Raw genomic sequence first — 25,662 nt, 5'->3', positions numbered from 1 at the left:
GAAGCCGGCGGACGGTAGGCTGATCTCTGCTCGTCGCGTCGCGCGCTGCCCTGGTCGGCAGCGGTCTGCGGCATCAACATCGGAGAACTCCCCAGTGGCCCACGTCCTTCAGAACGTCGTCTTCCCACTTGATCGCGACCCCGATCTGCTCCCCCTCTACGCCGACCCCGAGACCTGGTCGGTCATCGAGAACGAGCCCGTGCGCGTGTCGAACCGCGCGCACCTCGGCAACATCCTGGGCCGGCATCGCGCGCGCATCGTCGCCGGCCGTCGCGTCTCGCTCGGAACCTATTTCAACGCCTTCCCCGCGTCGTACTGGCAGCACTGGACCAGCGTGCGCGACGTGCGCCTCACCGTGCGCACGACCGGCCCCGCGACCATCCTCGTGTACCGCTCGAACGGCTCGGGCATCCGCCAGCGCGTCGCGACCCGCGAGGTGACGGGAGAGGCGACGACCAGCTTCGACCTCACCCTCACGCAGTACAGCGACGGCGGCTGGATCTGGTTCGACATCGTCGCCGACGAGAAGCCGGCGGTCCTCGAGGGCGCCGAATGGACGACGGAGCAGGAGCCGAAGCGCTCGGGCAAGGCGTCGCTGGGCATCACCACGTACAACAAGCCCGACTACTGCGTCGAGACGCTGCGCGCCCTCGCCGCGTCGCCCGACGCGCTGGAGTTCGTCGACCGCGTCTTCCTCGTCGATCAGGGCACGCAGCTCGTCGCCGAGCAGGAGGGCTACACCGAGGTCGCGGAGCGGCTGGGCGACACGCTGCAGGTCATCCGTCAGCCGAACCTCGGGGGTTCCGGCGGTTTCGCGCGCGCGATGAAGGAGTCGCTGGAGCGTCCCGAGAGCGACTTCGTGCAGCTGCTCGACGACGACGTGAGGCTCGAACCCGAGTCGCTGCGACGATCGATCGTGTTCGGGCGGTTCGCCACGTCGCCGGTGCTCGTCGGCGGACACATGTTCGACCTGCTCGATCGACCCAAGCTGCACGGCTGGGCCGAGGTGGTCGACCAGGCCCCCTTCATGTGGCGCAACCTCTATCAGGAGAAGATGCCCCACGACTTCGGCGTCTCGAACCTGCGCCAGTCGACCCTGCTGCACATGCGCATGGACGCCGACTACAACGGCTGGTGGATGTGCCTCATCCCACTCGACGCCGTGCGCGAGGTGGGTCTGGCGCTCCCGGCGTTCATCAAGTGGGATGACGCGGAGTTCTGCCTCCGTGCCGGCGAGGCCGGCTTCCCCACGGTGTCGATGCCCGGTGTGGCGCTCTGGCACGTCTCGTGGGTGAACAAGGACGACACCATCGACTGGCAGGCGTACTTCCACGCCCGGAACCGGATCGTCGCCGGTCTGCTGCACTCCGAGGAGCCGCGCGGCGGCCGCCTGCTCGTGCACAGCCGCCGGGTCGACCTCAAGCATCTGATGATGATGCAGTACTACCCCGTCGCTCTCCGCGCGCGCGCTCTGCGCGACGTGCTCTCGGGCCCGGGCCACATGCGCCGCAACATCGGCACGGCCATGCCCGCGGCGCGTGCGCTGGCCGCCGACTACCCCGAGACGACGGTGCACCTCGACCCGTCGACCGTGCTGCATTCCCGCCACGGACGACAGGTCTTCCAGCAGCTCTCCAAGAACGACCTCGACAACCCCACCGGTCTGCGGCTGCGGTGGTTCACGCTGTCGACCCTGGTGCGGCACTGGCTGCATCGCCCCGACCCGGCCAACGTGGCGCAGCCGCAGGTCGAGTTCGGCAAGGAGGACGCGTGGTGGTGGCGGGTGCCGGTCTTCGACAGCGTGCTCGTCAGCGCCGCCGACGGCTCGGGCAAGAACATCTACACCCGCGACCGCCGTCAGTACCGGCGCCTCCTGCGCGACAGCATCCGCCTGCATGCCGAACTGCGCCGCCGGTGGCCGGAACTGCAGCAGCGCTACCGCGAGGCGCTTCCGGAGCTCGTGTCCCTCCAGTCCTGGCAGCAGATCTTCGAGGAGAAGGCATGACCGCGGCGCCCGCTTCGTTCGATCCCACGACCGCGACGATAGTCATCGTCACCTTCAACCGCTCGCACCTGCTGTCGGGCCTCCTGACCAGCATCTCGGCGATGGACCCGAAGCCCGGCCGCGTGGTCATCATCGACAACGCGTCGGCCGACGACACCACGGCCGTGGTGGAGTCCTTCCGCGACAGCATCGGGACCGAGATCGTGTACCGCCGCCTCGAGACGAACACCGGAGGCTCCGGCGGTTTCAGCGAGGGCATGCGCACGGCGTACGAGCTCGGGTCCGAGTGGATCTGGATGATGGACGACGACGTCGAGGTCCTTCCCGACGGCCTCGCCAAGATGGGCCGCTGGGCCCCGCGCTTCAAGAGCATCCAGGGACGCCGCGTCGACTACGACGGCAGCGAGTTCTACTGGCAGTACCGGATCGCCGAGCGGATGGGGATCCCCATCCCGTTCGCGCCGTCCGGCTTCGACGAGTCGGGCTACAAGGAGATGAACAGCGGATGCTTCGAGGGGATGTTCATCCACCGGTCGATCGTCACCCAGATCGGGCTGCCCGACCCTCGGTTCTTCATCTACTGGGATGACCAGATGTACGGCTGGCTCGCCTCGCGCCGCACCACGGCCGTGATCGTCGACGAGTTCGTGCTGCGCCGCACGCGCGAGATCCGGCAGTGGGACATGGGCATCCGTCACATGAACGCCTCGAGCAACGCCTACCGCTACTACATCATGCGCAACCGCGGCTTCATCAAGCAGTACTACCGCGTGCACGGCGTGTACCATCCGGTCCTGTTCGGTCTCGGGACCGCGGCGACGTTCGTCAAGGAGCTGATCCGCCTGGTCTTCGTGGAGCGCACCGTGCGCGGCACGAGCAACCTCTTCCGCGGCATCCGCGACGGCGGCAAGGCGGGTCGCGATCGCTCGTGGCGGCCGATGGAACCCCTGGAGGCATGACGATGGACGAGCAGCAGCAGCAGCCGGAGCTGCGGTGGGCGCCCCTGCCGGCGCCGCCGAAGAGGACGGGTCGCATCTGGCTGATCGTCGGCCTCTCCGTGGCCGCCCTCGCCATCGTCGGGGTGCTGCTCTTCCTGCTGATCCCCCGTGCCGATTCCGCCGGCCCCGAGCCGAGCGCGACGCCGACGCGGAGCACCACTCCCTCGGCGTCGCCGAGCCCGACACCCACGCCGACCGCGACGGCGGAGCCGACCCCCGAGCCGGTGGTCACCGCTCCTCCGGCGGGAGACCCGAGCGTCGAGGTGTTCCGCGGCAAGGTCCAGCTGTGGCTCGACGACGCGGTGCGTGTGCTCGACCTCGTGGCCGGGGAGAGCGGCTCCGACGCCTCGCCGCTCATCGACACCCTGCGACAGGACGCGCAGCGCCTGTCGGACTCGGTCGCCCCGTCGTCGATCGAGGGCGCCTGGCGCAGCGGAGTGGCGGCCTACGCGCAGCGACTCTCCGACCTCGCGTCGGCGGCGTCGTCGGGCGCATCGCTCACGGATGCCGCGGCGGCGGCGCGTGCCGAGGCCGAGAACCTGCGGAGCATCGTCGGGCTCTGAGCGCGGGTCGGATCACGACCCTGATCGACCCTCTTCGGTCCAGTCGACCATGCCTGCGGAGACGCAGTCGGATGCCGGGATCACGACGGGTGCGCCGTCGAGGAGGCTGCACAGCGCCCATGCGGGCGTGCTCTCCGGAGCGCTCTGCGGGCCGCTGATCTGGAACTCCACTCCGCGGAGCGACCCTACCTCCCACAGTCGCGCACATTCCTCGATCAGCTCGGTCGACGCGTCCGCTCCCGTGGGGACCAGGACCGAGGCCGTGATGCCGCGCGGCTCCGAGAGCGCCCCGCCGGATCCGGACAGCGGCTCGACCGGTCCGGCGACGGCTGCGCAGACCACCTCCACCGAGCGCATCTCGAGGCCGCCGGCCTCGGACTCCGATGCATGATCGGAGATGACCGCAGCGGTGGCACCCCCGGCGACCAGGCAGGCGCCGGCGGCAAGGCCCCACACGATGCGCGTCCCGCGTCGCACCGGTCGATCGCCCGTCGCCTGGGCGACCAGGGTCTCTCTGAGCCGAGCCCGGAACTCCGGATCGATCCCTCCTCCGCTTCCGCTCATGTCGCCTCCTTCCCGCCCGCCCGGGTATCCGGGACGAGCTCCGTCATCGCGACGCGCAGTCGCTCCTTCGCGCGACTGAGTCGCGTGCGCACGGTTCCGGCGGGCAGTCGCAGCAGCCGAGCCGCGTCGACAGGGGCCACCTCCTCGATCACGCAGAGCGCGAGGATCTCCTGATCCGACGCGCTCAGCCGGGCGAATGCGGCCTCCACCTCACCTCGGCGATGCGAGCGCGTCTCGGCATCGAGCACCTCCTCCGCATGGTCGGGGACGACTTCGGGCCGGAGCCGTCGGAGGAGCCGGTCATGCCGCATCCTGGTGCGGGCGCTGTTGCGCGCGATGTTGGTCGCCGTGACGAGCAACCACCCGATCACCGAGCCGTTGACGACCCGCACGCGAGAGCGCAGCCGCCACGCCTCGAGGAACACCATCGCGGTGACGTCCTCGGCATCCTCACGCGAGCGGGTGAATCGGCCCGCGTGTCGGTGCACGCGGTCGACGTGCCGATCGAAGACGGCGGCGAAGGCGTCGGCGTCGCCGGCGCGTGCCGCCTCCCAGACGTCGGCGTCGCCGCTGTCCATGCCCTGCTCGGTATCGCTCACGGTCTTCAGCGCGGAACGAGGATCGAGGAGACCACGACGGCGCCGGGTCCGTACTGCTGATCCATCTCGCGTTGCAATGCGCCGTCCACGTCGTGGACGACCTGGACCGTGATGACGCCGGTCAGCGCATCCGGCCCCACCGTCATGATCTGCTGCTCCGTCATCCTCCGAGGATCCCCCACGATCGCCTGGACGCGCGCGTTCAGCTCCGTAGCGGTGTACGCGACGGAGAACACGCAGAGGGCTCCTCCCCAGACGTCACGGATCCTCTCCTCCGCGGATGCCGGATCCGATCGCACCCCGACATTGAGGATCGAAAGCCCCGCATGCACCGCGTCGAGCCGCATCTCCTCGAGGGTATCCGTCCCGGGCGGCACGGTCGGGATCTCGCTGCGGTCGATCCACATCGTGCCGAATCCCTCCATGCTCATGATCGTGCCGGTCGCAGCGTGCAACGCCTCGGACGACGCTCTGGTCTCGTCGACGATCTTCCATCCGCCGTCCGGCGCCGGGCAGCGAGAAGGCAGGATCGGCCCTCGCGGATCGGTCGTCGGCGTCGCGGCGATCGGCCCCGTCGAGACGACGGCGAGGGTCTCGGCGTCCGAGTCGTAGGCTCCCGTCACCGTGAAGTCGCCCCAGCGCACGCCGGCGTGCGCCTCGTACTTCCCCTCGACGGCTTCCCAGTCCCACCCGCTCAGCTCGACCCCGCCGCCGCAGACGGGCGGGTTCGACTGCAGCACCCCGAAGCACAGTCTCGTCTGCCCGTCGCGTTCGATGACCGACCCCGAGGCCTCCGTCATGAACGTCGACGAGATCGCGGCACCGAGGGCTCCCCCTTCTCGCACCTTCTCTGCGCCTGGCGTCGCGCACCCCGCGACGACCAGCACCGTCACCACCACCGGCACCGTCACCACCACCAGCACCGCGACCCCGCGTGCACGCCCCGCGATCGACCTCGCCACACCGACCACCTCACGATCTCCGGAAGACGCAGATGCGCCCTCACAGAGAAGTGTCGCGACGAGGCGCACCGTGACACGGAGGGGTCAGGTGCCGTAGTCGGCGTTATATCGCTCGAGCACCTCGGCGATGGGCGCATCGAGCACCAGCGCCCCCTTGTCGAGGTAGAGGCCCCGGGTGCAGAACCGACGCAGGTCGCGCTCGTTATGGCTCACGAAGAACAGCGTGCGGCCCTCGGCAAGCAGCTCGTCGATGCGGCGATAGCACTTGTCGCGGAACGCCTTGTCGCCGACGGCCAGCACCTCGTCGACGAGCAGGATGGGTTCATCGAGCTGCGAGACCACCGAGAACGCGAGGCGCACTTTCATGCCGTTCGACAGATGCTTGTAGGGCGTCTCCTCGAAACCGGCGAGTTCGGCGAAGGCGATGATGTCGTCGTAGCGTCGCGTGACCTCGTCGCGCGACATCCCGTGCAGTCCGGCCGTCAGGCGCACGTTCTCGCGGACGGTGAGATCGCCCACGAATCCGCCGGTGATCTCGATGAGCGGCGCGACCCCGCCGCCCACGCTCACGCTGCCCTCATCGGGGAGGAGCACCTTCGCCACCAGTCGCAGCAGTGTCGACTTGCCCTGCCCGTTGCGGCCGACGACTCCGATCGACTCCCCCGGCTGCACCGTGAACGACACGTCGCGCAGCGCCCAGAACTCGCCGGGACGCGAACGGCGGGAGGCGCCGGCGAAGAGATCCTTGAAGCTGCGGCGCCCGCGGCGGTTGCGCCGGAAGTGGACGCCGAGACCGCGCACCTCGATGGCCGACGACATCACAGCTCCTTCAGCACGGGACGCTCCAGGCTCCGGAAGGTCCACGCGCCCAGGGCGAGGATCGCGAGGCACATCACCGCGCTGATCACCACCGGCGTGGTCTGCCAGAGTTCCGGGAAGAAGCCCACCCGGTAGAGGGTGAAGATACCCGCGAGCGGATTGAAGGCCCCGATCGTGTCGAACGGCGCCGGAAGGTCCTGGAAGCTGTAGATGACCGGCGAGGCGTAGAAGAGCGCCCGCAGGATCAGCGCCGTGGTGCGCTCGAGGTCGGCGTAGAGCACGCACAGCGGCGCGACCAGCAGTCCGAGGCCCACCAGCAGCGCCGTCTGCAGGATCACCGCGACCGGGAACCACAGCAGCATCCAGGTGACCGTCGCCCCGCTGAAGACGGCGAAGAGCACCAGCACCGGGAGCGAGAAGAGGAACTCGATCCCCTTGCTCAGCACGATGCGGTTCACCCAGATCGACCGCGGGATGGCGGTGGAGCGCACGAGACGGGAGTCCTTCTTGAACGCCCGGGTGAAGTCCGACACCGACGTGTTGAACCACACCCACGGCAGGAGCGCCACGATGAGGAAGACGATGTACGGGTCTTCGCCCACGGTGCGGTGGAACACCTGCGTGAAGACGAACCAGTAGATCGCGCTCATCACGAGCGGATCGAGCACCGACCACAGGTAGCCGAGGAAGCTCGTCGCGTAGCGGACCTTGAGGTCACGGGCAGACAGCAGCCACAGCGAATGCAGATAGCGCCGGGGCGTCCCGGGCGCCCCGACAGCAGCGTGACTCACGATGATGAGTCTAGGAGAGAGTGTTGTTCCACAGCGACAGCGCCGAGCCGATGGCCATGTGCATGTCGAGGTACTGGTAGGTGCCGAGGCGGCCCCCGAAGTGCACGTCCTTCTCGCCCTTCGCCAGTTCCCGATAGGCCAGCAGGCCCTCGCGGTCGCTCGCGGTGTTGACCGGGTAATACGGCTCGTCGCCGCGGTCGGCGAAACGCGAGAACTCCCGCATGATCACCGTCTTGTCCTGCGCGAAGATCTCCTTGCGCTCCGGGTGGAAGTGCTTGAATTCGTGGATACGCGTGTACGGCACGTCCATGTCGGGGTAGTTCATGACACTGGTGCCCTGGAAGTCGGCCGTCGGGAGGACCTCCTGCTCGAAGTCGAGCGTCCGCCAGCTGAGCGCGCCCTCGGCGTAGTCGAAGTAGCGATCGACCGGGCCCGTGTACACCACGGGCACCTGGCCGACGGTCGCCTTCCGGTTCAACGGCTGGGTCTCGTCGAAGTAGTCGACGTTCAGCTTCACCTCGATGTTCGGGTGATCGGCCATGCGCTCCAGCCACGCGGTGTAGCCGTCGGTGGGCAGACCTTCCCAGGTGTCGTTGAAGTAGCGGTTGTCGTAGGTGTACCGCACCGGCAGCCGGCTGATGATGTCGCCCGAGAGCCTCTGCGGATCGGTCTGCCACTGCTTCGCGGTGTAGTCGCGGAAGAACGCCTCGAACAGCGGGCGCCCGACCAGGGCGATGCCCTTCTCCTCGAAGTTCGACGCTGTCTTCACGTCGAACTCCCCCGCCTGCTCCTTCACGAGCGCACGCGCCTGGTCGGGCGTGTAGGCGGACTGGAAGAACTGGTTGATGGTGCCGAGATTGACGGGCATCGGGAAGACCGTGCCCTTGTGCGTGGTGTACACGCGGTGGACATAGTTCGTGAACGTCGTGAACCGGTTGACGTACTCCCAGACCGTCGCGTTGGACGTGTGGAACAGATGCGCCCCGTACCGGTGGACCTCGATCCCCGTCTCGGGCTCCGCCTCGCTGTAGGCGTTGCCGCCGATGTGGTGGCGGCGGTCGATGACGGTCACCTTGCGGCCGGCCTCTGCGGCGCGCTCAGCGATGGTGAGGCCGAAGAAACCCGACCCGACGACGAGAAGATCCATGTGCTCCATCGTATCGGCGCCCGCCTGTGAGCTCGGACCGGCGGGCCGGGCCCGCCGCGGGCGGATGCCGTCAGCTCGCGGCGCCGGCCGTGGCCATCACCTCGGCGGCGGTGCCCACCACGATGCGCGGCGTGCCCGCCCACCGGGCGGCGTCGGTCGCGGCACGGCCGTCGACCAGCAGCCTGACACCGGGCAGCTGCGCCGGCTCGAGCTCGCGGTAGTCGGCGTGGTCGGTCTGCAGCACCGCGAGGTCGATGTCGTCACCGAGCGCGTAGGGCTCGAAGCCGAGCCGGCGCAGCTCCTCGTCGCTGTAGAGCGGGTCGTGCACCTGGACCACGGCGCCGCGCAGCTCGAGGGCCGCCACGGTCGGGAAGACGCCCGAGAACGCGGTCTCCTTCACCCCGCCGCGGTAGCTCGCGCCGAGCACCACGGCACGCAGTCCGTCGAGCGAGCCGAGGATGCCCTCGGCCTGGGCGACGAGGCGCTCGGGCATGGACTCGTTGACGCGACGGGCGGTGCGCACGATGTCGGCGTCGGGGTCGGTGGAGAGGTAGAGCTTGGGGTAGACGGGGATGCAGTGGCCGCCCACCGCGATGCCCGGCTTGTGGATGTGGCTGAACACCTGCGAATTGCACGCCTCGATCACCTGGTACACGTCGATGCCGTTGGCGCCGGCGAACAGCGCGAACTCGTTGGCGAGCCCGATGTTCACGTCGCGGTAGGTCGTCTCTGCGAGCTTCGCCATCTCGGCGGCTTCGGCGCTGCCGAGATCCCACACGCCGTTCGGACGCGCGAGGTCGGGGCGGTCGTCGAACTCGAGCACCGCCTCGTAGAAGTCGACCGCGCGGCGGGCGCCCTCGTCGGAGAGCGCTCCGACGAGCTTGGGGTACTTGCGCAGGTCGGCGAAGATGCGCCCGGAGTACACGCGCTCGGGCGAGAACACCACGTGGAAGTCCTCGCCCTCGGTGAGCCCGGAGACCTCTTCCAGCATCGGCTTCCACCGCCCGCGGGTGACGCCGACCGGGAGCGTCGTCTCGTACGACACGAGCGTCCCCGGACGCAGGTGCTCGGCGAGCGATCGCGTGGCCTGATCCATCCAGCCGAACTCGGGCTCGGCCGTCTCCTCGTTCACGAACAGCGGCACGACCACCACGACGGCCTCGGCCGACGGGATCGCCTCGGCGTAGTCGGTCGTCGCGCGCAGGCGCCCTGCGGCGAGCGCCGCGGTCAGCTTCTCCTGCAGTCCGGCCTCGCCCGGGAACGGCTCGACGCCCTGGTTCACGGCGTCCACGAGGGCCGGGTTCACGTCGACGCCGATCACGTCGTGACCGCGGTCGGCGAACTGCAGAGCGAGAGGGAGGCCGATCTTTCCGAGGGCCACGACGGCGATACGCATGAGGAGTAGTCTATGGCGCGGCGACCGGGCCGTTCGCACGCGCTGCGTCGAGCACCGCGATGACGCGCTCGGCGGCGCGTCCGTCGCCGTAGGGGGCGGCGTCGGTGTCGTCGGGTCGCCCACGGCTCACCCCGGCGGCGATCTCCTCGGCGGTGCCGGCCAGCACGTTCCATCCGAGCTGAACGGTCTCGACCCACTCCGTCTCGGTGCGGATGGTCGTGCACGGCACCCGCAGCAGGAACGCCTCCTTCTGCAGTCCGCCGGAGTCTGTCACGACCCCGGCGCTCGACAGCGCGGCGGCGATGAGTTCGGGGTACGCCAGCGGAGCATGCGCGATCAGCGCCCCCTGGGTCAGCGCGACGCCCTGAGCGGCCGCCCTCGCCACGACCCGCGGATGGGCCAGCAGGATCACCGGCTTGTCGAGCGATCCCAGCGCGGCCGCGATCTCGGCCAGGCGGGCCGGGTCGTCGGTGTTCTCGGCGCGATGGATGGTGGCCAGGTAGTAGCCCCCCTCGTCCAGGCCGAGTTCGGCCACGAGGGCGGAGGGCGCACCAGCCACCCGGTCGCGCACCTCGAGCAGCACGTCGGTCATGACGTCGCCGACCAGCTCCGTGCGGGCGGCGAGGCCCTCGTCGGTCAGATGGCCCACGGCGACCTCGGTGGGCGCCAGCAGCAGATCGGCGGCGTGGTCGGTCAGCACGCGGTTGTGCTCCTCCGGCATCCGGCGGTTGAAGCTGCGCAGCCCCGCCTCGAGGTGGGCGACCGGGATGTGCATCTTCACGGCGCTCAGCGCGGCGGCGACGGTGGAGTTCGTGTCGCCGTACACCAGCACCCAGTCAGGGCGGTGCTCGTCGAAGACGGCATCCAGGGCTCCGAGCATGGCCCCGGTCTGCACGCCGTGGGAACCGCTGCCGACGCCGAGGTGCACATCGGGCGCCGCGATGCCGAGGTCGTCGAAGAAGACGTCGGAGAGCATCGGGTCGTAGTGCTGACCGGTGTGCACGATGACATGCTCGACGCCCGCCGCCACGGCCGCCCGGTGGATCGGCGCGAGCTTGACGAACTGCGGACGCGCGCCGACGACGCTGAGGATCTTCACGGTAAGACAGCCTAGGCCGACGCGGTCGTCCCGGTGAGCCGCTCGAGGATGCCCTCCCACTGCGACCGATGCGCGTCGCCCGACAGGGCGACGGCGGCGTGGTCGGCCGCCTGCTTGCCCGCGCGCACGCCCTCGGGCGTGAGCTGGTCGAGCGCCGCCACGAGGGCGTCCTCGGTGAAGTCGTCGGTCACGACGCCGAGTCCGTGCCGTCGGGTGAGGTCGGCCATCTCCGGAGACGGCCCGACGATCACGGCGAGCCGCGCCTGCACGAAGTCGAAGAACTTGTTGGGCAGGGCGAGCTCGCCGTTCTCCGTGGTCGGCGGGAGGACGAACACGCCGACGTCGCGCCCGTTCAGCGTCGGCACGAGCGCCTCGCGGGGAACCGGCGGATGCAGGGCGACGCGCTCCCCCGCCTCGGCGGCGAGACCGGACAGTTCGGTGTGGAACCGCACGTCGTTGGGCACCAGGTACAGATCGAGGGTCACGTCGGTACGCGTGCGGGTGACCGCCCGCACGAGCTGACGCAGTCCCCGGCCCGGCTGGGCGTTGCCGCTGTGCACCAGCCGGATCGGCGATCCGACCTCACCGGGGGCGAGCGCGAGCGAGGGGCCGGCGTTCGTGATGACCTCGGGATCGAGACCGAGGGAGCGATACCGCTGCGCGATCAGCGGCGAGACGGCCGACGACGACGTCGTGAACGGGACGACCCGGCGCAGGAGCCAGTCGAGATAGCGCTGCTGCCGCCGCGCCTCGGCGGTGCCGTCGTCGAAGACGAGGCCCGGGAAGTACTCGTGGAGGTCGATGTGCATCGGCACCCCTCCGACCACCGGCCGGACGGCGAGCGCCGCATCGGCGTTGTTGGCGATCACGGCGTCGAAGCGCCGTCCGCGCAGCGCCCGTCGGGCCTCGCGGACGTAGGGGATGCGGTCGTGGGTCCAGCGGAAGATCTCCCGCTTCCGGGCGAAGGCGTCGACCTGCTGCATGACACGGTTCGTGGGGTAGCTCCCCGCCGGGTCGAGTTCGATGTGCTCGACCGACGGATGCGGCGGAGGGCCGAACGAGCACGTCGTCACCGCGTGGCGCTCGACGGCCGCCTCGACCTGCTTGATGGCCCGCGGGTCCTTCGAGATGTCGGTGAACGACGACACGAGCACCGAGGCGGTCACGAGCGCACCCCGCGACGCGAGACGATCGCGGCCACGGCATCGCTCCACACGTCGACCTGCGACTCGGCCGAGAGCGTGTGCGCGGCGGCATCCGCCGCTCGCTTCGCGGCATCGACCGCGTCAGGCGTCAGAGCGTCGAGGGAGCGACGGATGCTCTCCTCGCTGAAGTCGTCGGTGACGATGCCGAGTCCGTGCTCGCGCACGATGCGGGCCATCTCCAGCGACGGTCCGACGATGATCGCCAGGCGCGCCTGCACGAAGTCGAAGAACTTGTTGGGCAGCGCCAGCGAGTTGTTCTCGCTCGTCGGCGGGAGGACGTGGATGCCGACGTCGTAGCGGTTGAGGGTCTCGACGAGCTCGTCCTGGCCGACCGGCTCGAGGACGCGGATGCGATCGCCGAGCGCATCGGCCAGCTCGACGACGGCGGCGAGCTCGACCTGATTGTGCGTCATCAGGTAGAGGTCGAGCGTCACCTCGCTCGTCGAGGCCGCGACCGCCCGCATGATTTCGCCGAGACCGCGGTCGCGGAACGGATTCCCGCTGTGCACGAGGCGGAGGGGGGTGCCGGTGGCGCGCACCGGCAGATCGCGACGGTGCGTGGCGTTCGTGACCACACCGGGCGTCACCCCGTACTCCGCGTAGCGGCGGGCGATCTCGGCGCCGACGGTCGTCGCGGATGCCGCGGCGGCGCAGTGCCTGCGCACCAGCCAGGTCCAGTAGCGTCGCTGCCGGTCGCCCAACAGCCCCTCGGGCTGCGGGAGGCCGGGGAAGAACTCGTGCAGATCGGCGTGCACGCGCGACGCCCCCACGATCGCGGATGCGACGCCGACGGCATCCGCATCGTTGGCGATGGCCACGTCGAACCGGCGTCCGCGCAGCTTCCTCCTCGCCTGCTTCACGATCGGGGTCTGACGATAGGACCACCGGAACCACTCGCGCTCGCGCGCCACGTCGTCGACGAGATTGCCGATGCGACCGCGGTCCGGCACCCATGACTCGTCGAGCGGGATGTGCGCCACATCGGGGTGGGGCAGCGGCCCGGGCGAGCACGTGGTGACGTCGTAGTCGCGGGCGAAGAGGCGCACCTGCTTCATGACGCGCGGGTCGACGCTGATGTCGAAGAACGAGAGGATCAGCAGCCGAGGTCGTGGCCGTCGTCGGGTCATGGATCGTGCTCCTTCGAAGTCGCCCTCCATCCTGGCACGACGCCGCACGGCCGCCCCGAGCGGCGGGAGCGCGCCGGCCTCAGTCCACGAAGCGTCTGGCCGCCTCGGGATGCACCCGCGCCGGCACCCCCCGCAGCACGCTGTACGGCGGAGCGACGGTGTTCTCGGTCACCACCGCGCCGGCGGCGACGACGCTGTGGTGCCCGATGTCGGCACCCATCAGCACCACGGCGTTGGCGCCGATGTGGACGTTCGAGCCGATGGTGGTGGGGGCGCGGCGGATGTCGCGCGCCCGCTCGCTCAGGCATCGCTCCACCGTCGAATGGGTGTAGATCTGCACGCCGGCCGAGATGTCGCAGCCGTCGCCGATCACGAGCCCCCCGCTGCCGTCGATGACGGTGAACGCCCCGATCCACACGCCCTCGCCGATCTCCGGCTCGCCCACGATCCAGGCGTGCGGGTTGTATCGGTTGGGGGCGATGCCGTGCCAGTCGGGCACTCCGGCGTTCGGCGACTCAGCGGGCTCTCTCACGGTTCGGCGCACCTCCATCCCATATGATACGTAGCAGTCTGTCCGCTTCCGTGCTGCCATGGGAGCTCGCTACCGAGAGAACTCGAATCCATGTCTGTGCGTTCACAATCCATCCTGATCACCGGCGGCGCTGGATTCATCGGGAGTCATCTCGTCGACCGGCTCATCCGCGACGAACCGCGGCGCATCACGGTGGTCGACAACTTCTTCCTCGGCAGCATGGACAACCTGGACGCCGCACGGGCCGCCCGACCCGACCTCGACATCATCCGGCTCGACGCCTCGGATCTCGCCGCCATGCAGGACGTCGTCACGACGCACGAGATCGACACGGTGTTCGACCTCGCGGTGATCCCGCTGCCGACGTCGCTGACCTACCCGGCATGGACGGTGCAGACCAACGTGGGCATCGCCACGACGTTCTGCGAGATCGCCCGGCGCGGACTGGTCGAGCGCCTGATCCACGTCTCCAGCTCCGAGGCCTACGGCTCGGCCCGCTACATCCCGATGGACGAGGGCCACCCGCACGACGCGATCACGCCCTACGCCGCGAGCAAGTCGGCCGCCGACCACATCATCGAGTCGTACGTGCAGACCTTCGGGATCGACGCGACCGTCATCCGCCCGTTCAACAACATCGGCCCGCGCCAGAACCCCGGGTCGTACGCCGGTATCGTGCCGATCATCGTGCGCCGCGTCCTCGACGGCGTGCCGATCGAGGTGTTCGGCGACGGCGAGCAGACGCGCGACTTCATCTTCGTCAAGGACACCGCCGACCTGATCGCCCAGGTGCACGACTCCGACGCCTGCCGGGGCAAGGTCCTGAATCTCGCGACCGGTGTCGAGACCTCGGTCAACGAGCTCATCCGTCGCATCCTCGGCCTCATGGGGCGCCCGGATCATCCGGTCGTCCACACCGAGGAGCGCCCGGGCGATGTGCGTCGGCACCTCGCCGACGTCGCCCAGCTCGAGTCCCTCCTCGGCCACCAGTCGCCGCGCCTCACCGACGACGCGCTCGGACAGACGGTCGAGTGGTACACGTCGGTCCTCTCATGAGGCTCAACGTCCCGCTCACCGGCGCCCCGGAGGTCGACGCGGTCCGCGAGGTCATCGAATCGGGCTATCTCACGCAGGGCGCCAAGACCGCGGCGTTCGAGGACTCGATCCGCGCGTACACCTCCGCCCGGCATGCCGCCGCCGTCAGCTCGGCCACCACCGGCCTGCACCTGGCGCTCGTCGCGCTCGGGGTGCAACCGGGCGACGAGGTCGTCATCCCCGGTTTCAGCTTCCCGGCGACGGCGAACGCGGTGATCCAGCAGGGCGCGATCCCGGTCTTCGTCGACATCGACGCGGCCACCTTCAACCTCGATCCCGCGCTCCTCGAGGCGGCGATCACCGACCGCACGCGCGCGATCATGCCGGTGCACGCCTTCGGCCTGTGCGCCGACATGGACGCGATCACCGCGGTCGCCGAGCGTCGCGGGCTCCCCGTCCTCGAAGACGCGGCGTGCGCGCTGGGCGGCACGTACGACGGCCGGCACGCCGGCACGCTCGGCACCGCAGGGGTGTACTCGTTCCACCCCCGCAAGATCATCACGACCGCCGAGGGCGGGATGATCACGACCGACGACGACGCCCTGGCGGCCCGCATCTCGGTGCTGCGCGCCCACGGAGCAGTCCGCGGCGAGCTGTTCATGGAGTTCGTCGACGCCGGCTTCAACTACCGGCTCAGCGACGTGCACTCCGCCATCGGACTCGCCCAGATGACGCGCATCGACGAGATCGTCTCCGGGCGCCGACGCGCCGCCGCCGCACTGACCAGCCGGGTCGCCGGCATCGCCGGCGTGCAGGCGCCGACGGAGCCGGCCGGCACCGCGCACACGTTCCAGTCGTACGTCGTCCGCCTCGACGACGACATCGACCGCGACGAGGTCATCCGCCGCATGCGCACGCGCGACGTCGAGACGACCCTCGGCACGTACGGCATGCACCTGCAGCCGTACTTCCGCGAGCGCTTCGCGATCCCGGATGCCGCGCTGCCCGAGACCACTCGCGCCCACCACCAGGCGCTGACGCTGCCGCTGTACCCGCAGCTGACCGACGACGATCTCGACACGGTCGCCGAGGCGCTGCGTCTGAGCGTCGGGGAGAGCCCGCGACGATGACCCGCCCCGATGTCACGATCGTCGACTACGGGGTCGGCAACCTCGGCTCGCTCCGCAACGCGCTCGCCAAGGTCGGCCGCACCTCCGAGGTGACGAGCGATCCGCAGGCCGTCCTCGATGCCGCACGACTCATCCTCCCGGGCGTCGGCTCGTTCGATCACGCGGTCGACCGCCTCGGCGCGACCGGGCTCGGCGAGGCGGTCGTCACCGCCGCGCGCGACACGCGCACCCCGCTCGCCGGCGTCTGCCTGGGCATGCAGCTGATCATGGACGGCAGCGACGAGGGCGTGCGTCCCGGACTGGGTCTCATCCCCGGACGCGCCCACCGCTTCCCCGACGAGGTCGACGGCTCGCGCCTGCTCGTCCCGCACATGGGGTGGAGCGCGGCGGTCCCGGCGAAGGCGTCACGGCTCGCACCCTCGCTCGGCAACGGCGGCCGCTTCTACTTCGTGCACTCCTACGCCGTCGCCCCCGATGACGCCGCCGACGTGCTCACCTGGACCGACTACGGCGAGCGCTACGCCTCGTCGGTCGAGCGCGACAACGTGATCGGAATCCAGTTCCATCCCGAGAAGAGCCACCGCTACGGACTCACCCTCCTCGGCGAGTTCGCGGTGGCGGAGGTCTGATGCACGTCTATCCCCGGCTGATCCCGGTCCTGCTTCTCGAGGGCGAGCGCCTGGTGAAGACGCGCGGCTTCGACGACCCCCGCTACGTGGGCGACCCGGTCAACGTGATCAGCATCTTCAACGACCTCGAGGTCGACGAGCTCGTGATCCTCGACATCGGCGCGGCGAAGAGCCGCACGCCGGCTCCGATGGAGCTGCTCAGCCGGATCGCGACCGAGGCCTTCATCCCCCTGGCCTACGGCGGAGGCGTCGAGACGGCGGCGCAGGCGCAGGCGATCATCGCCGCGGGCTTCGAGAAGATCATCGTGAACACCGCGCTCGTGACGCACCCGCAGGCCGTGCGCGAGATGGTGCGCGCCCTCGGATCCCAGGCGATCGTCGCGAGCATCGACGTGCGCTCCACCGACGACGGCTACGTCATCCACACGCGAGGCGGGGTGGACGCCGCTCCGTTCACGGTGGAGGAATGGGTCGACCTCGCCACCGAGATCGGCGTCGGCGAGATCCTCGTCACCAGCATCGACCGCGAGGGCACGCGGGAGGGCGTCGATCTCGACCTCGTCCGCGCCGTCGCCGCCATCGCCACGGTGCCGGTGATCGCCCACGGCGGCGTCGGCGGGCGCAGCGACCTCGTCGCCCCGATCGAGCACGCCGGAGCCTCGGCGGTCGCCGCCGGCACGGCCTTCGTGATGCAGTCCGGCCGGGAGAGCGTGCTCATCAACTACCCGACGCGGCCGCAGATCGACGCTCTCTTCGGCCACCTCTTCGACGGCCGCGGCGAGCAGATCGTCACCGCGCAGGTCGGCCAGGAGGTGGATGCCGCGGCTGCCGACGAGTTCCTCCGCTCCCCCGAGGTGTGCCGCCGGTGCATCATCACGTCGGACGTGCCCGGTGCGGCCTTCGACGTCGACGGCGTCTGCTACTACTGCCACCTGCACGACTCGCTCGACAAGCAGTACCCCATCGGTCCCGAGAGCGAGAAGGCGCTCGATCGCTTCGTCGCCGAGCTCAAGGCCGCGGGCAAGGGCAGGAAGTACGACTGCATCATGGGCGTCAGCGGCGGCACCGACTCGTCGTACCTCGCCCACCTGCTGGTCTCCAAGGGCGTGCGCCCGCTGGCGGTGCACTTCGACAACACCTGGAACTCCCCGACCGCCACGTCGAACATCTTCGCCGTGCTCGACAAGCTCGGCGTCGACCTCGAGACCTACGTCGTCGACAACGCCGAGTACGACGACATCTACCGGTCGTTCATGCTCGCCGGGGTCAAGGACATCGAGGCGCCCACGGACATCGGATTCATGGGAGTGCTCTACCGGGCGGCCGAGAAGCACGGCATCCGCCACATCGTCGAGGGCCACTCGTTCCGCACCGAGGGCATCTCGCCGATGGGCTGGCTGTACATGGACGGCGGCTACATCCAGGGCGTGCACAAGCGCTTCGGCCGGCTGCCGATGAAGACCTACCCGAACCTCGACTTCGCGAACTTCGTGAAGTGGTCGGCGTTCAGCCGGATCCAGCGGACGCGTCCGCTCTACTGGATCGACTACAACAAGGAGGAGGCGAAGCGCTTCCTCGCCGACGAGTTCGGCTGGCAGTGGTACGGCGGTCACCACCTCGAGAATCGCTTCACCGCGTTCTACCACACGTACTTCCTGCCGACGCGTTTCGGCATCAACTTCCGTCAGATCGAGCTGTCGGCGCTGGTCCGCTCCGGCCAGATGGACCGTCGCCTCGCCGCGGCGCAGTTCATCGAGCCGCGCCACGGCGATCCTGAGCTGATCGCGATGGTGAAGAAGCGGATCGGCTTCGACGACGCCGGCTTCGAGCACGTCATGACGATGCCGAAGAAGGAGTACACCGACTATCCGACCTACAAGCGGCGCTTCGAACTGCTGCGTCCGTTCTTCTGGCTGATGTGGAAGCTCGACCGGGTGCCGAAGAGCTTCTACGTGAAGTTCTGCATCCCGCGCCGGAAGAAGCGATGAGCGACAGCGCGACCCTGATCTTCCGCAGGCAGAAGGCGCTGCTGCGCACGCTGTACTGGGTGTTCAAGCCGTTCGCGCTGTTCACCCGGCGACTCGACTGGGTCGTCGGCCCGGAGGACGTCGCCCTGATGGCCACGCACATCGCGGAGGCCCTGCCGAACAGCTACACGGCGGTGCACCTGCGCAATCCGTTCTACCGGGTGCGGTACGACGCGGTGATCCAGCGGCCGTCGACGCTCCTCGGCGGACGCCTCGCGACGGCTCGGCGACTGTACGGCGGTCCGATCCTCCTCGCGTGGCTGCTCAACCGCACGCGCGGCTTCATCTACGTGGGCGGCCAGGGATTCCTGGCCGGTCACCACGACGAGCGGGAGTTCGAGTTCGGCTTCATCCGGCGGCACGGCCGTCGCATCGTCTGCTACTTCACCGGCAACGACATCCGGTCGCCGCGACTGTCGACCGAGCGCGCGCTCGCCACCGGCCGTCCGAACCTGGGCTCGATCATCGCGACCGTCGATCCGGTGTTCGCGAGCGACGCCTACGACGACGCGCGCCGCGTGCGCGCCGAGGTCGCCGAGCGTCACGCCGACACGGTCTTCAACGCCCGCGAGGATCAGCTCTCGTACCTTCAGGGGCGCACGCATCCGTTCCGGTACTTCCAGCCCGACGAGGAGTTCGCCGGGCCGACCGACCGCTTCGACGCGATCGAGCGGATCGTGGTGATCCACGCCCCCTCCAACCCCCTCCTCAAGGGCACCGACCGGGTGCGCGAGGTCATGCGGCGCATCGTCGCCGAGCATCCGCACGTCGACTATCGCGAACTGACCGGCGTGCCGCACACCGAGGTCCTCGCGGCCCTCGACGAGGCGCACATCGCCCTCAACGAGTTCTATTCCTCGATGCCCGGGGTGTTCGGCGTCGAGGCGATGGCGCGGCGCTGCGTGCTGGTCACGAGCGCGCGGTCGGCCGACGAGCCCGACCTCGGTCCGGAGGCCGACGAGGCCTGGGTGCACGCCGACGTCGACACCCTCCACGACGTGGTCTCCCGTCTCGTGCGACAGCCCGAGTCGCTGGGTGCGCAGTCCGAGCGCGGCTGGCAGTGGGCGAAGCACCACGCGTCGGCCTCGGCGTCGCGACGGGCGATCGCGGATCTGCTCGGAGGGAACAGCGCCCGGGAGGGTCGATGAACCGCAATCGTCTCCCCCGGTGGCTCAATGCCCTCATCGACCGCATCGCCGATGCGCCGACGAGCCCGATCGGGCGTCTCGCGGCCCGGCAGTACGGCGCACCCCCGCCGACCGGCTCCGTGGCCGCCACGACCTTCGACGACCGCCCGATCCGCGTGCTCATCACCCCCGTGAACTACTCGGGCCAGGCGCGGGCGTGGGCACGCGCGCTGCAGGCCGGCGACCCGCGCATCTCCGCACGCAACACGGCGATCGACGTCGTCGGCGGATTCGCGTTCGACGCCGATGTCATCGTGCCGCTGTCGACGTACCACAACGACGCCGAGTGGCAGCGGCGGGAGTTCGACGCGGCGGCGACGGCGACGCACGTGCTCATCGAGGCCGAGGAGCCGCCGTTCGGACGACTCCTCGGACGATCCGTCGCGGCGCAGGCCGCCGCTCTCGAGGAGCGCGGGGTGAGCGTGGCGTACATGGCGCACGGCACGGACGTGCGGCTCCCCTCGCGGCACCGGCGCGACAACCCCTGGTCGCTCTACGACGACGAGTCGCTCTACGTGCCGCGCATCGAGACCCTCGCGGCCCGCAACATCGCCCTCATCGAGAACAGCGGCCGCCCGCACTTCGTCTCCACACCCGACCTGCTGCTGGATCTGCCCCGCGCCCGGTGGTGCCCGGTGGTCGTCGACGTCGACCGCTGGGCCGCACCGCGTGCGGAGCGCGCCTCGGACCGGCCGCTGCGGGTCGTGCACGCGCCCTCGGTCTCGGCCGTGAAGGGCACGACGCTCATCCTGCCCGCACTCGAGCGGCTCGACGCCGAGGGCGTGATCTCGCTCGAACTGGTGCGCGGCGTGCCGTCGGCGCAGATGCCCGCGATCTTCGCCGGCGCCGACGTGGTGATCGACCAGATGCGGATCGGCTCCTACGGCGTCGCGGCGGTCGAGGCGATGGCGTCGGGCTGCGTCGTCGTCGGCCACGTCGCCGAGGGAGTCCGCGACCTGATCACCCGGCAGACCGGCGAGCGGCTGCCGATCGTCGAAGCGACGGCCGATATCATCGAGGTCGTGCTCCGCGACCTCGCGGCCCGGCCCGATCTCTCCGAGCTGCGCGACGACGGGCGGCGGTTCGTGGAGCACGTGCACGACGGAACGCTGTCGGCCCGGGTGCTGAGCGAGCACTGGATCGACGGCGGCGACGAGGAACGAGAGGCTCCCCACCGATGAACCCCCTCGCCGAGCGCGCGTGGCACCTCGCCCCCAAGCCGCTGCAGGACGCGATCGCCTCGGGTGTCGACCGGCTCCGGGGCGCGACGGTGCCGGCGCCGCCGATCCCCGACCGCAGCAAGCCGTATCGGCTGCTCATCGGCCCCGTCAACTACGCCGGACAGGGCTATCGCTGGGCGCGCGCCGCCGAATCCAGCGGGCTGGTCTCGGCGCGCAACTATGTGCACACCGGGAACAATCCGTTCGGCTATGCGGCGGATCATCTCGTCACCTGGCGCACGTCGGAGCATTCCCGCGCCTGGCAGCGGTCGATGCTCGAGGTGATCCGCTCCGACTACACGCACGTCCTGATCGAGGCGTGCTTCCCGATCCTCGGCGGGATGTTCCGCGGCGACGTGCGCCGGCAGGTGGCGCTGCTGGAGGACGCCGGGGTGAAGGTGGGGATCGTCGGGCACGGCACCGACGTTCGGCTCCCCTCCACCCACCTCCGCAGCACGCCGTACTCGCACTTCGGCGCGGGTGCGGACGCCTGGGCGCCGGTGGATCAGATCGAGCGGAACGTCGCCGAGAACCTCGCGCTCATCGCGGACCTCGACGTCCCGGTCCTCGTCTCGACGGCGGGCCTGCTGACCGACCTCCCCGGCGCGCACCTGCTCGGCGTCGTCATCGAGCCGGAGCGGTGGTCGAACGATCGGCCCACGCTCGTGCGCGAACGGCTGCGTGTCGTGCACGCCCCGACGCAGACCCATGTGAAGGGCACGCGGCTCATCGAGCCGGCCGTCCGTCGTCTGCACGACGAGGGTCTCATCGAGTACGTCGAACTCGAGGGGGTCGCCCATGAGGACATGCCCGCGGTCTTCCAGGATGCCGACGTGATCCTCGACCAGTTCCGGGTGGGCGACTACGGCGTCGGGGCCTGCGAGGCCATGGCCGCCGGGCGCATCGTGCTCACCCACGTCACCGCGCAGGTGCGCGACGAGGTCGAGCGCAGGGCCGGGATGCCGCTGCCCATCCCGGAGGTCACCGTCGATTCGCTCGAGAGCGTGCTCCGCGACATCGCCGACCGTCGTGACCACTACCGTGACCGCGCGGCGACCGGGCCGGAGTACGTGCGGCGCCTGCACGACGGCACGTTCTCCCGCGACGTGCTGCTGCGCCACTTCCTGGAGGGGTGACATGCGGGTCACCATCGTCTCCCGCATCTACCGCCCCGAGCCGGCCGCTGCGTCGATCTACCTCGGCGCGGTCGCCGACGAGCTGCTCGCGCAGGGAGAGGACGTCGACGTGATCACGGCGTCGCCCCCGCGCGGCATGGCTCCGCATCCGCGCGGTGAGCGCGTCCGCACCTTCCCGGTGCTCCGCGACGCCAACGGGTACGTGCGCGGCTACCTGCCGTATCTGAGCTTCGACATCCCCCTCGCCGTCCGTCTGCTGGTCGCCCGGCGGCCCGACGTCGTCTTCATGGAGCCCCCGCCCACGACCGGCATCGTCGTGCGCGTGATCTGCGCGCTCCGCCGCATCCCGTACGTCTACGACGCCGCCGACATCTGGTCGGATGCCGCTCAACTCGAGCCCGTCTCCCCCGTCGTGATCACGGTGCTGCGCGCGATGGAGCGGTTCGCGCTGCGGGGCGCGGCACGCATCGTCACCATCTCGCAGGGCGTGGTCGACCGGTTGCGCCTGCTCGGCATCGACCGCCCCGTCGCCGTCACCGGATTCGGCGCCGACACACGGGAGTTCCCGCCGGCGTTCGCCGAGCCGGAGCGCCTCTTCGTGTACGCCGGAAGCTATTCCGCCTCGCACGGCGCCGAGATCGTCGTCGACGCGTTCGCGGCCTTCCTCGCCCACCACCCCGGCTATGTGCTGCGCTTCATCGGCAACGGCAGTGAACGGCCGACCGTCGAATCCCGTGCCGAGGAACTCGGGGTCGCCGCGAGCGTCGAGTACCTCGATCCCGTGCCGCCGGCGGAGCTGCTGCCCCATCTGGCAGCCGCGGTGGCGAGCGTGGCGACCATCCGCCCCAGCACCGTCTACGAGTACTCCTACGCCTCGAAGGTGTTCTCGTCGCTCTCGGCGGGGTGCCCCGTCATCTTCGCCGGTCCCGGTCCGACCGCGGCCGTGCTCCACGAGGCGAATCGTCAGGTGCGGGCGGGCATCGCCTGCGCCTACGACGCCAGGGAGATCGCGGATGCGATGACCGAGCTCGCCGCCCGCCGACTCGCTCCCGAGCAGCGGATGGCGTTGGGCGAGTGGACCGCCGAGGAGCATTCGATGTCGGCCGTCGCCCGCCGTGTCGTCGACGTGCTGCGCACGGCCGCGCGGAGGAGGGGCTGATGGCCGGCGTCTTCACGACGGCGACGGAGTGGCTCATGCGCCACCGGTCGTCGCTGCCCGGATGGATGAATCGCGCGATGGAGTCGGTCGCCCGCGACCCGGACGGCCCGATGGGCCGGCTCGCATCGCGGCTGCTCGGCGGCGGAGCATCCGTCGAGCCGACGACCGTGCCCGACGCCGCGATCCGCCTGTACATCGCACCGACCAATTACTCCGGGCAGGCGTTCGCCTGGGCGCGCGCGGCCGAGGCCGCCGATCCGCGGATCGGCGCGCGCAACGTCGCCGTCGAGCTGCCCGGAGGATTCCGCTTCCCGGCCGACACCACCGTGCCGATCGCGACCGTCAACGCCTCCCTCCCCTGGGCCGAGGGCGAGTGGCAGGCCGCCACCCGTTTCACCCACGTGCTCGTCGAGGCGGAGCGCTCCCTGTTCGGGCGCCTGTTCGACCGCGACCTCGCCGCCGAGATCGCTGCCCTGCGCGACGCCGGACTCTCGGTCGCGTACATCTGCCACGGCACCGACATCCGCGATCCCGCGGCCCACGCCCGGCGCACGCCCTGGTCGCCGTACCCCGAAGACCCGCGCACGGCCGTGCTGCAGGCGGATGCGGAGAAGAACCTCGCCCTGCTGCGATCCGTCCCGCTGCCGACGTTCGTCTCGACGCCCGACCTGCTCGACGACGTTCCCGAGGCGACCTGGTGCCCCGTCGTGGTCGACGCGGCTCGTTTCCGCGCGCGACGCCCCCCGCTCCAGGGCGGGACCCCGGTCGTCATGCACGCGTCGAGCTCACCGGTGCAGAAGGGCAGTCACCTCATCGAGCCGGCCCTCGCCGACCTGCGCGCGGCGGGGCGGCTCGACTACCGGCTGATCACGGGCGCTGCGGCCGCCGACATGCCGGGCATCTACGAGTCGGCCGACATCGTGCTCGATCAGTTCCGCCTGGGCTCGTACGGCGTCGCCGCGTGCGAGGCGCTCGCGGCCGGGCGCATCGTGGTCGGCCACGTGCTCCCCGGCGTGCGGGATCGCGTGCGTGAGTTCACCGGCCGGGAGCTGCCGATCGTCGAGGCGACGCCCGACACACTCCGCGAGGTCGTGACGGGAATCCTCGATGACCCGCAGGCCGCCGCGCGCGCGGCCGAGGCCGGTCCTGCATTCGTCGCCGCGGTGCACTCGGGGTCAGCGAGCGCGCGCGCTCTCGTCTCCGAGTGGATCGACGCCCACTGACACGGCGGGCGCCGTCCGAGCGCTGCGCTCCTGATCGCGTCGGTCCTTCCAGCGTCGCATCCGCTTCTCCACGGGACGCTCGACGAAGCTGTGCAGCGCCCAGGCGGCCACGATGTCGACGGCCAGCAGGGCGAGGAACCAGAAGACGTTCCACCACGACGGCTCCTGGTAGCCGAACACGCGCAGCGCGATGTAGATGAACGTCGCATGCACGAGGTAGAAGGCGAACGACCACTCCCCGAGCGTGACCTGCAGGCGGGACTCGAAGAACGAGCGCTTGCCGGCCAGCGAGCGGGATGCGAGCGAGACGATCGCCAGCGCGCACGCCACGGTGAACAGCTCGTTGGTGAAGGTCGGCACGTACTGCAGAACCGGCACCCCGAGCAGGTAGCGCTGCGACACCAGCGACGCGCCGATGACCACGAGCAGCGAGCCGACGCCGATCACCGGATGGATGCGGGGGCGCCAGCCCGACCTCATCGCCCAGGCGAGCGCCATGCCGAGCACGAACTCGGGCAGACGCTGGACGGGGAGCGGGACGAGCGCGAGTCCGGAGTCGGGCCAGAGGACGACGGAGAGACGGTAGAGGAACGCGGTCAGGACGACACCGGCGGCGAAGAACAGGGCGCCTCGTCGCAGCGTCGGCACGAGCACGCGCGAGATCCAGGGATGCAGGGCGTAGAAGAACGCCTCGCACGTCAGGGTCCAGGCGGCCGGGTTGCCCGAGAACAGGATGAGCGGGGCCAGCCACCAGCCCTGCAGCAGGACCACGGAGAGCGCGAGGACGCCGGGGTCGAACGGCTTGAGGAAGCTCCCCTCAGGCACGGTGCCCAGGGTGTAGAAGACCGGGATCGCCAGCAGCAGGGCGACCATGTGCGAGGGCCAGATGCGGGCGAAGCGCCGCCAGTAGAAGGTCGAGGTCGACACCCGCGGGCGCGCCGACCAGGTCAGCACGAAGCCGGACAGCACGAAGAAGAACGTCACGCCGTAGTACCCCTGCGCGAACACCTGCGAGATCGGTCCGGGCAACGGGGCGAACACGAGGATGTGATAGAAGAACACCACGAACGCCGCCCACCACCGAAGACCGGTGAGGGCGTCGAGCCGGG

General features: G+C 70.1%; 24 protein-coding genes. 12 read left to right on the top strand and 12 right to left on the bottom strand.

The annotated features are described in order from the left end of the window. Window positions 1–94 precede the first annotated feature (94 nt). Genes AB3M90_RS03600 through AB3M90_RS03590 form a run of 3 tightly spaced genes read left to right on the top strand, consistent with a single transcriptional unit; the run spans window position 95 to window position 3,566 of the window. The gene (locus tag AB3M90_RS03600) at window positions 95–2,005 is read left to right on the top strand and encodes a glycosyltransferase (RefSeq protein ID WP_412949976.1); all 1,911 of its coding nucleotides are present in this window, start codon (window positions 95–97) and stop codon (window positions 2,003–2,005) included. Further along, window positions 2,002–2,964: a glycosyltransferase gene (locus AB3M90_RS03595; protein WP_412949975.1), complete on the top strand. Its 963-nt coding sequence runs from the start codon at window positions 2,002–2,004 to the stop codon at window positions 2,962–2,964. The genes AB3M90_RS03600 and AB3M90_RS03595 overlap by 4 nt, the downstream gene beginning before the upstream one ends. After that, a complete protein-coding gene (locus AB3M90_RS03590) occupies window positions 2,961–3,566 on the top strand; it encodes a hypothetical protein (RefSeq protein WP_412949973.1) in 606 nt (201 codons plus the stop codon). Before AB3M90_RS03595 ends, AB3M90_RS03590 begins: the two co-directional genes overlap by 4 nt. A gap of 12 nt (window positions 3,567–3,578) precedes the next feature. Here the strand turns inward: AB3M90_RS03590 and AB3M90_RS03585 are convergent, their stop codons facing one another. The 11 genes from AB3M90_RS03585 to AB3M90_RS03535 all read right to left on the bottom strand — a co-directional run bounded on the left by AB3M90_RS03585 (window position 3,579) and on the right by AB3M90_RS03535 (window position 13,807). Then, entirely contained in the window at window positions 3,579–4,130 is a 552-nt protein-coding gene (locus tag AB3M90_RS03585; RefSeq protein ID WP_412949971.1) for a hypothetical protein, read from the bottom strand. Further along, a complete protein-coding gene (locus tag AB3M90_RS03580) occupies window positions 4,127–4,729 on the bottom strand; it encodes an RNA polymerase sigma factor (RefSeq protein ID WP_412949968.1) in 603 nt (200 codons plus the stop codon). Before AB3M90_RS03580 ends, AB3M90_RS03585 begins: the two co-directional genes overlap by 4 nt. Window positions 4,730–4,734: 5 nt before the next feature. After that, window positions 4,735–5,691, bottom strand: a complete 957-nt coding sequence (locus tag AB3M90_RS03575) for a hypothetical protein (RefSeq protein ID WP_412949966.1) — start codon at window positions 5,689–5,691, stop codon at window positions 4,735–4,737. A gap of 84 nt (window positions 5,692–5,775) precedes the next feature. After that, the gene (locus AB3M90_RS03570; RefSeq protein ID WP_412949964.1) at window positions 5,776–6,510 is read right to left on the bottom strand and encodes an ABC transporter ATP-binding protein; all 735 of its coding nucleotides are present in this window, start codon (window positions 6,508–6,510) and stop codon (window positions 5,776–5,778) included. Further along, complete coding sequence (locus AB3M90_RS03565) at window positions 6,510–7,301, bottom strand: ABC transporter permease (RefSeq protein WP_412949963.1); 792 nt, start codon at window positions 7,299–7,301, stop codon at window positions 6,510–6,512. The genes AB3M90_RS03570 and AB3M90_RS03565 overlap by 1 nt, the downstream gene beginning before the upstream one ends. 10 nt (window positions 7,302–7,311) lie before the next feature. Continuing rightward, window positions 7,312–8,448, bottom strand: coding sequence for a UDP-galactopyranose mutase (gene glf, locus AB3M90_RS03560; RefSeq protein ID WP_412949962.1), 1,137 nt, complete (start codon window positions 8,446–8,448; stop codon window positions 7,312–7,314). Window positions 8,449–8,518: 70 nt separating this feature from the next. Continuing rightward, window positions 8,519–9,844: a nucleotide sugar dehydrogenase gene (locus AB3M90_RS03555; RefSeq protein ID WP_412949961.1), complete on the bottom strand. Its 1,326-nt coding sequence runs from the start codon at window positions 9,842–9,844 to the stop codon at window positions 8,519–8,521. Between the two features lie 10 nt (window positions 9,845–9,854). After that, window positions 9,855–10,943 (bottom strand): non-hydrolyzing UDP-N-acetylglucosamine 2-epimerase, encoded by a 1,089-nt coding sequence (gene wecB, locus AB3M90_RS03550; RefSeq protein ID WP_412949960.1) that lies wholly within the window; start codon window positions 10,941–10,943, stop codon window positions 9,855–9,857. An 11-nt stretch (window positions 10,944–10,954) separates the two neighbouring features. Beyond that, window positions 10,955–12,109: a glycosyltransferase gene (locus AB3M90_RS03545; RefSeq protein WP_412949959.1), complete on the bottom strand. Its 1,155-nt coding sequence runs from the start codon at window positions 12,107–12,109 to the stop codon at window positions 10,955–10,957. After that, window positions 12,106–13,275, bottom strand: coding sequence for a glycosyltransferase family protein (locus tag AB3M90_RS03540; protein ID WP_412949958.1), 1,170 nt, complete (start codon window positions 13,273–13,275; stop codon window positions 12,106–12,108). The genes AB3M90_RS03545 and AB3M90_RS03540 overlap by 4 nt, the downstream gene beginning before the upstream one ends. A 79-nt stretch (window positions 13,276–13,354) precedes the next feature. Then, window positions 13,355–13,807 (bottom strand): acyltransferase, encoded by a 453-nt coding sequence (locus AB3M90_RS03535; RefSeq protein ID WP_412949957.1) that lies wholly within the window; start codon window positions 13,805–13,807, stop codon window positions 13,355–13,357. Between the two features lie 96 nt (window positions 13,808–13,903). Between AB3M90_RS03535 and AB3M90_RS03530 the strand changes: the two genes are divergently transcribed. Genes AB3M90_RS03530 through AB3M90_RS03490 form a run of 9 tightly spaced genes read left to right on the top strand, consistent with a single transcriptional unit; the run spans window position 13,904 to window position 24,553 of the window. Then, complete coding sequence (locus AB3M90_RS03530; RefSeq protein ID WP_412949955.1) at window positions 13,904–14,863, top strand: dTDP-glucose 4,6-dehydratase; 960 nt, start codon at window positions 13,904–13,906, stop codon at window positions 14,861–14,863. Beyond that, a complete protein-coding gene (locus AB3M90_RS03525) occupies window positions 14,860–15,972 on the top strand; it encodes a DegT/DnrJ/EryC1/StrS family aminotransferase (protein ID WP_412949953.1) in 1,113 nt (370 codons plus the stop codon). Before AB3M90_RS03530 ends, AB3M90_RS03525 begins: the two co-directional genes overlap by 4 nt. Further along, window positions 15,969–16,601 carry an imidazole glycerol phosphate synthase subunit HisH gene (gene hisH, locus AB3M90_RS03520; RefSeq protein WP_412949952.1) on the top strand — a complete coding sequence of 211 codons (633 nt, stop codon included), beginning with the start codon at window positions 15,969–15,971 and terminating at the stop codon, window positions 16,599–16,601. The genes AB3M90_RS03525 and hisH overlap by 4 nt, the downstream gene beginning before the upstream one ends. Continuing rightward, on the top strand, window positions 16,601–18,589 hold the full coding sequence (locus AB3M90_RS03515) for an N-acetyl sugar amidotransferase (RefSeq protein WP_412949951.1): 1,989 nt from the start codon (window positions 16,601–16,603) through the stop codon (window positions 18,587–18,589). Before hisH ends, AB3M90_RS03515 begins: the two co-directional genes overlap by 1 nt. Beyond that, window positions 18,586–19,776 carry a hypothetical protein gene (locus AB3M90_RS03510; protein ID WP_412949950.1) on the top strand — a complete coding sequence of 397 codons (1,191 nt, stop codon included), beginning with the start codon at window positions 18,586–18,588 and terminating at the stop codon, window positions 19,774–19,776. Before AB3M90_RS03515 ends, AB3M90_RS03510 begins: the two co-directional genes overlap by 4 nt. Further along, window positions 19,773–20,996, top strand: coding sequence for a glycosyltransferase family protein (locus AB3M90_RS03505; protein WP_412949948.1), 1,224 nt, complete (start codon window positions 19,773–19,775; stop codon window positions 20,994–20,996). Before AB3M90_RS03510 ends, AB3M90_RS03505 begins: the two co-directional genes overlap by 4 nt. Next, window positions 20,993–22,171 (top strand): glycosyltransferase family protein, encoded by a 1,179-nt coding sequence (locus AB3M90_RS03500; RefSeq protein ID WP_412949946.1) that lies wholly within the window; start codon window positions 20,993–20,995, stop codon window positions 22,169–22,171. The genes AB3M90_RS03505 and AB3M90_RS03500 overlap by 4 nt, the downstream gene beginning before the upstream one ends. Window position 22,172: 1 nt before the next feature. Next, window positions 22,173–23,330: a glycosyltransferase family 4 protein gene (locus AB3M90_RS03495; protein ID WP_412949945.1), complete on the top strand. Its 1,158-nt coding sequence runs from the start codon at window positions 22,173–22,175 to the stop codon at window positions 23,328–23,330. Continuing rightward, a complete protein-coding gene (locus AB3M90_RS03490; protein WP_412949944.1) occupies window positions 23,330–24,553 on the top strand; it encodes a glycosyltransferase family protein in 1,224 nt (407 codons plus the stop codon). Before AB3M90_RS03495 ends, AB3M90_RS03490 begins: the two co-directional genes overlap by 1 nt. On the opposite strand, the gene AB3M90_RS03485 is transcribed toward AB3M90_RS03490, so the two are convergent. After that, window positions 24,506–25,618 (bottom strand): acyltransferase family protein, encoded by a 1,113-nt coding sequence (locus AB3M90_RS03485; protein ID WP_412949943.1) that lies wholly within the window; start codon window positions 25,616–25,618, stop codon window positions 24,506–24,508. The two genes, AB3M90_RS03490 and AB3M90_RS03485, sit on opposite strands and share 48 nt — an antisense overlap. Window positions 25,619–25,662 lie beyond the last annotated feature (44 nt).

This window comes from Microbacterium martis (genome assembly GCF_047246685.1).
In the GTDB taxonomy this organism is placed as follows: domain Bacteria; phylum Actinomycetota; class Actinomycetes; order Actinomycetales; family Microbacteriaceae; genus Microbacterium.
The sequence above is the reverse complement of the archived record's forward strand: the minus strand, read 5'-3'. Positions and strand labels throughout refer to the sequence as shown.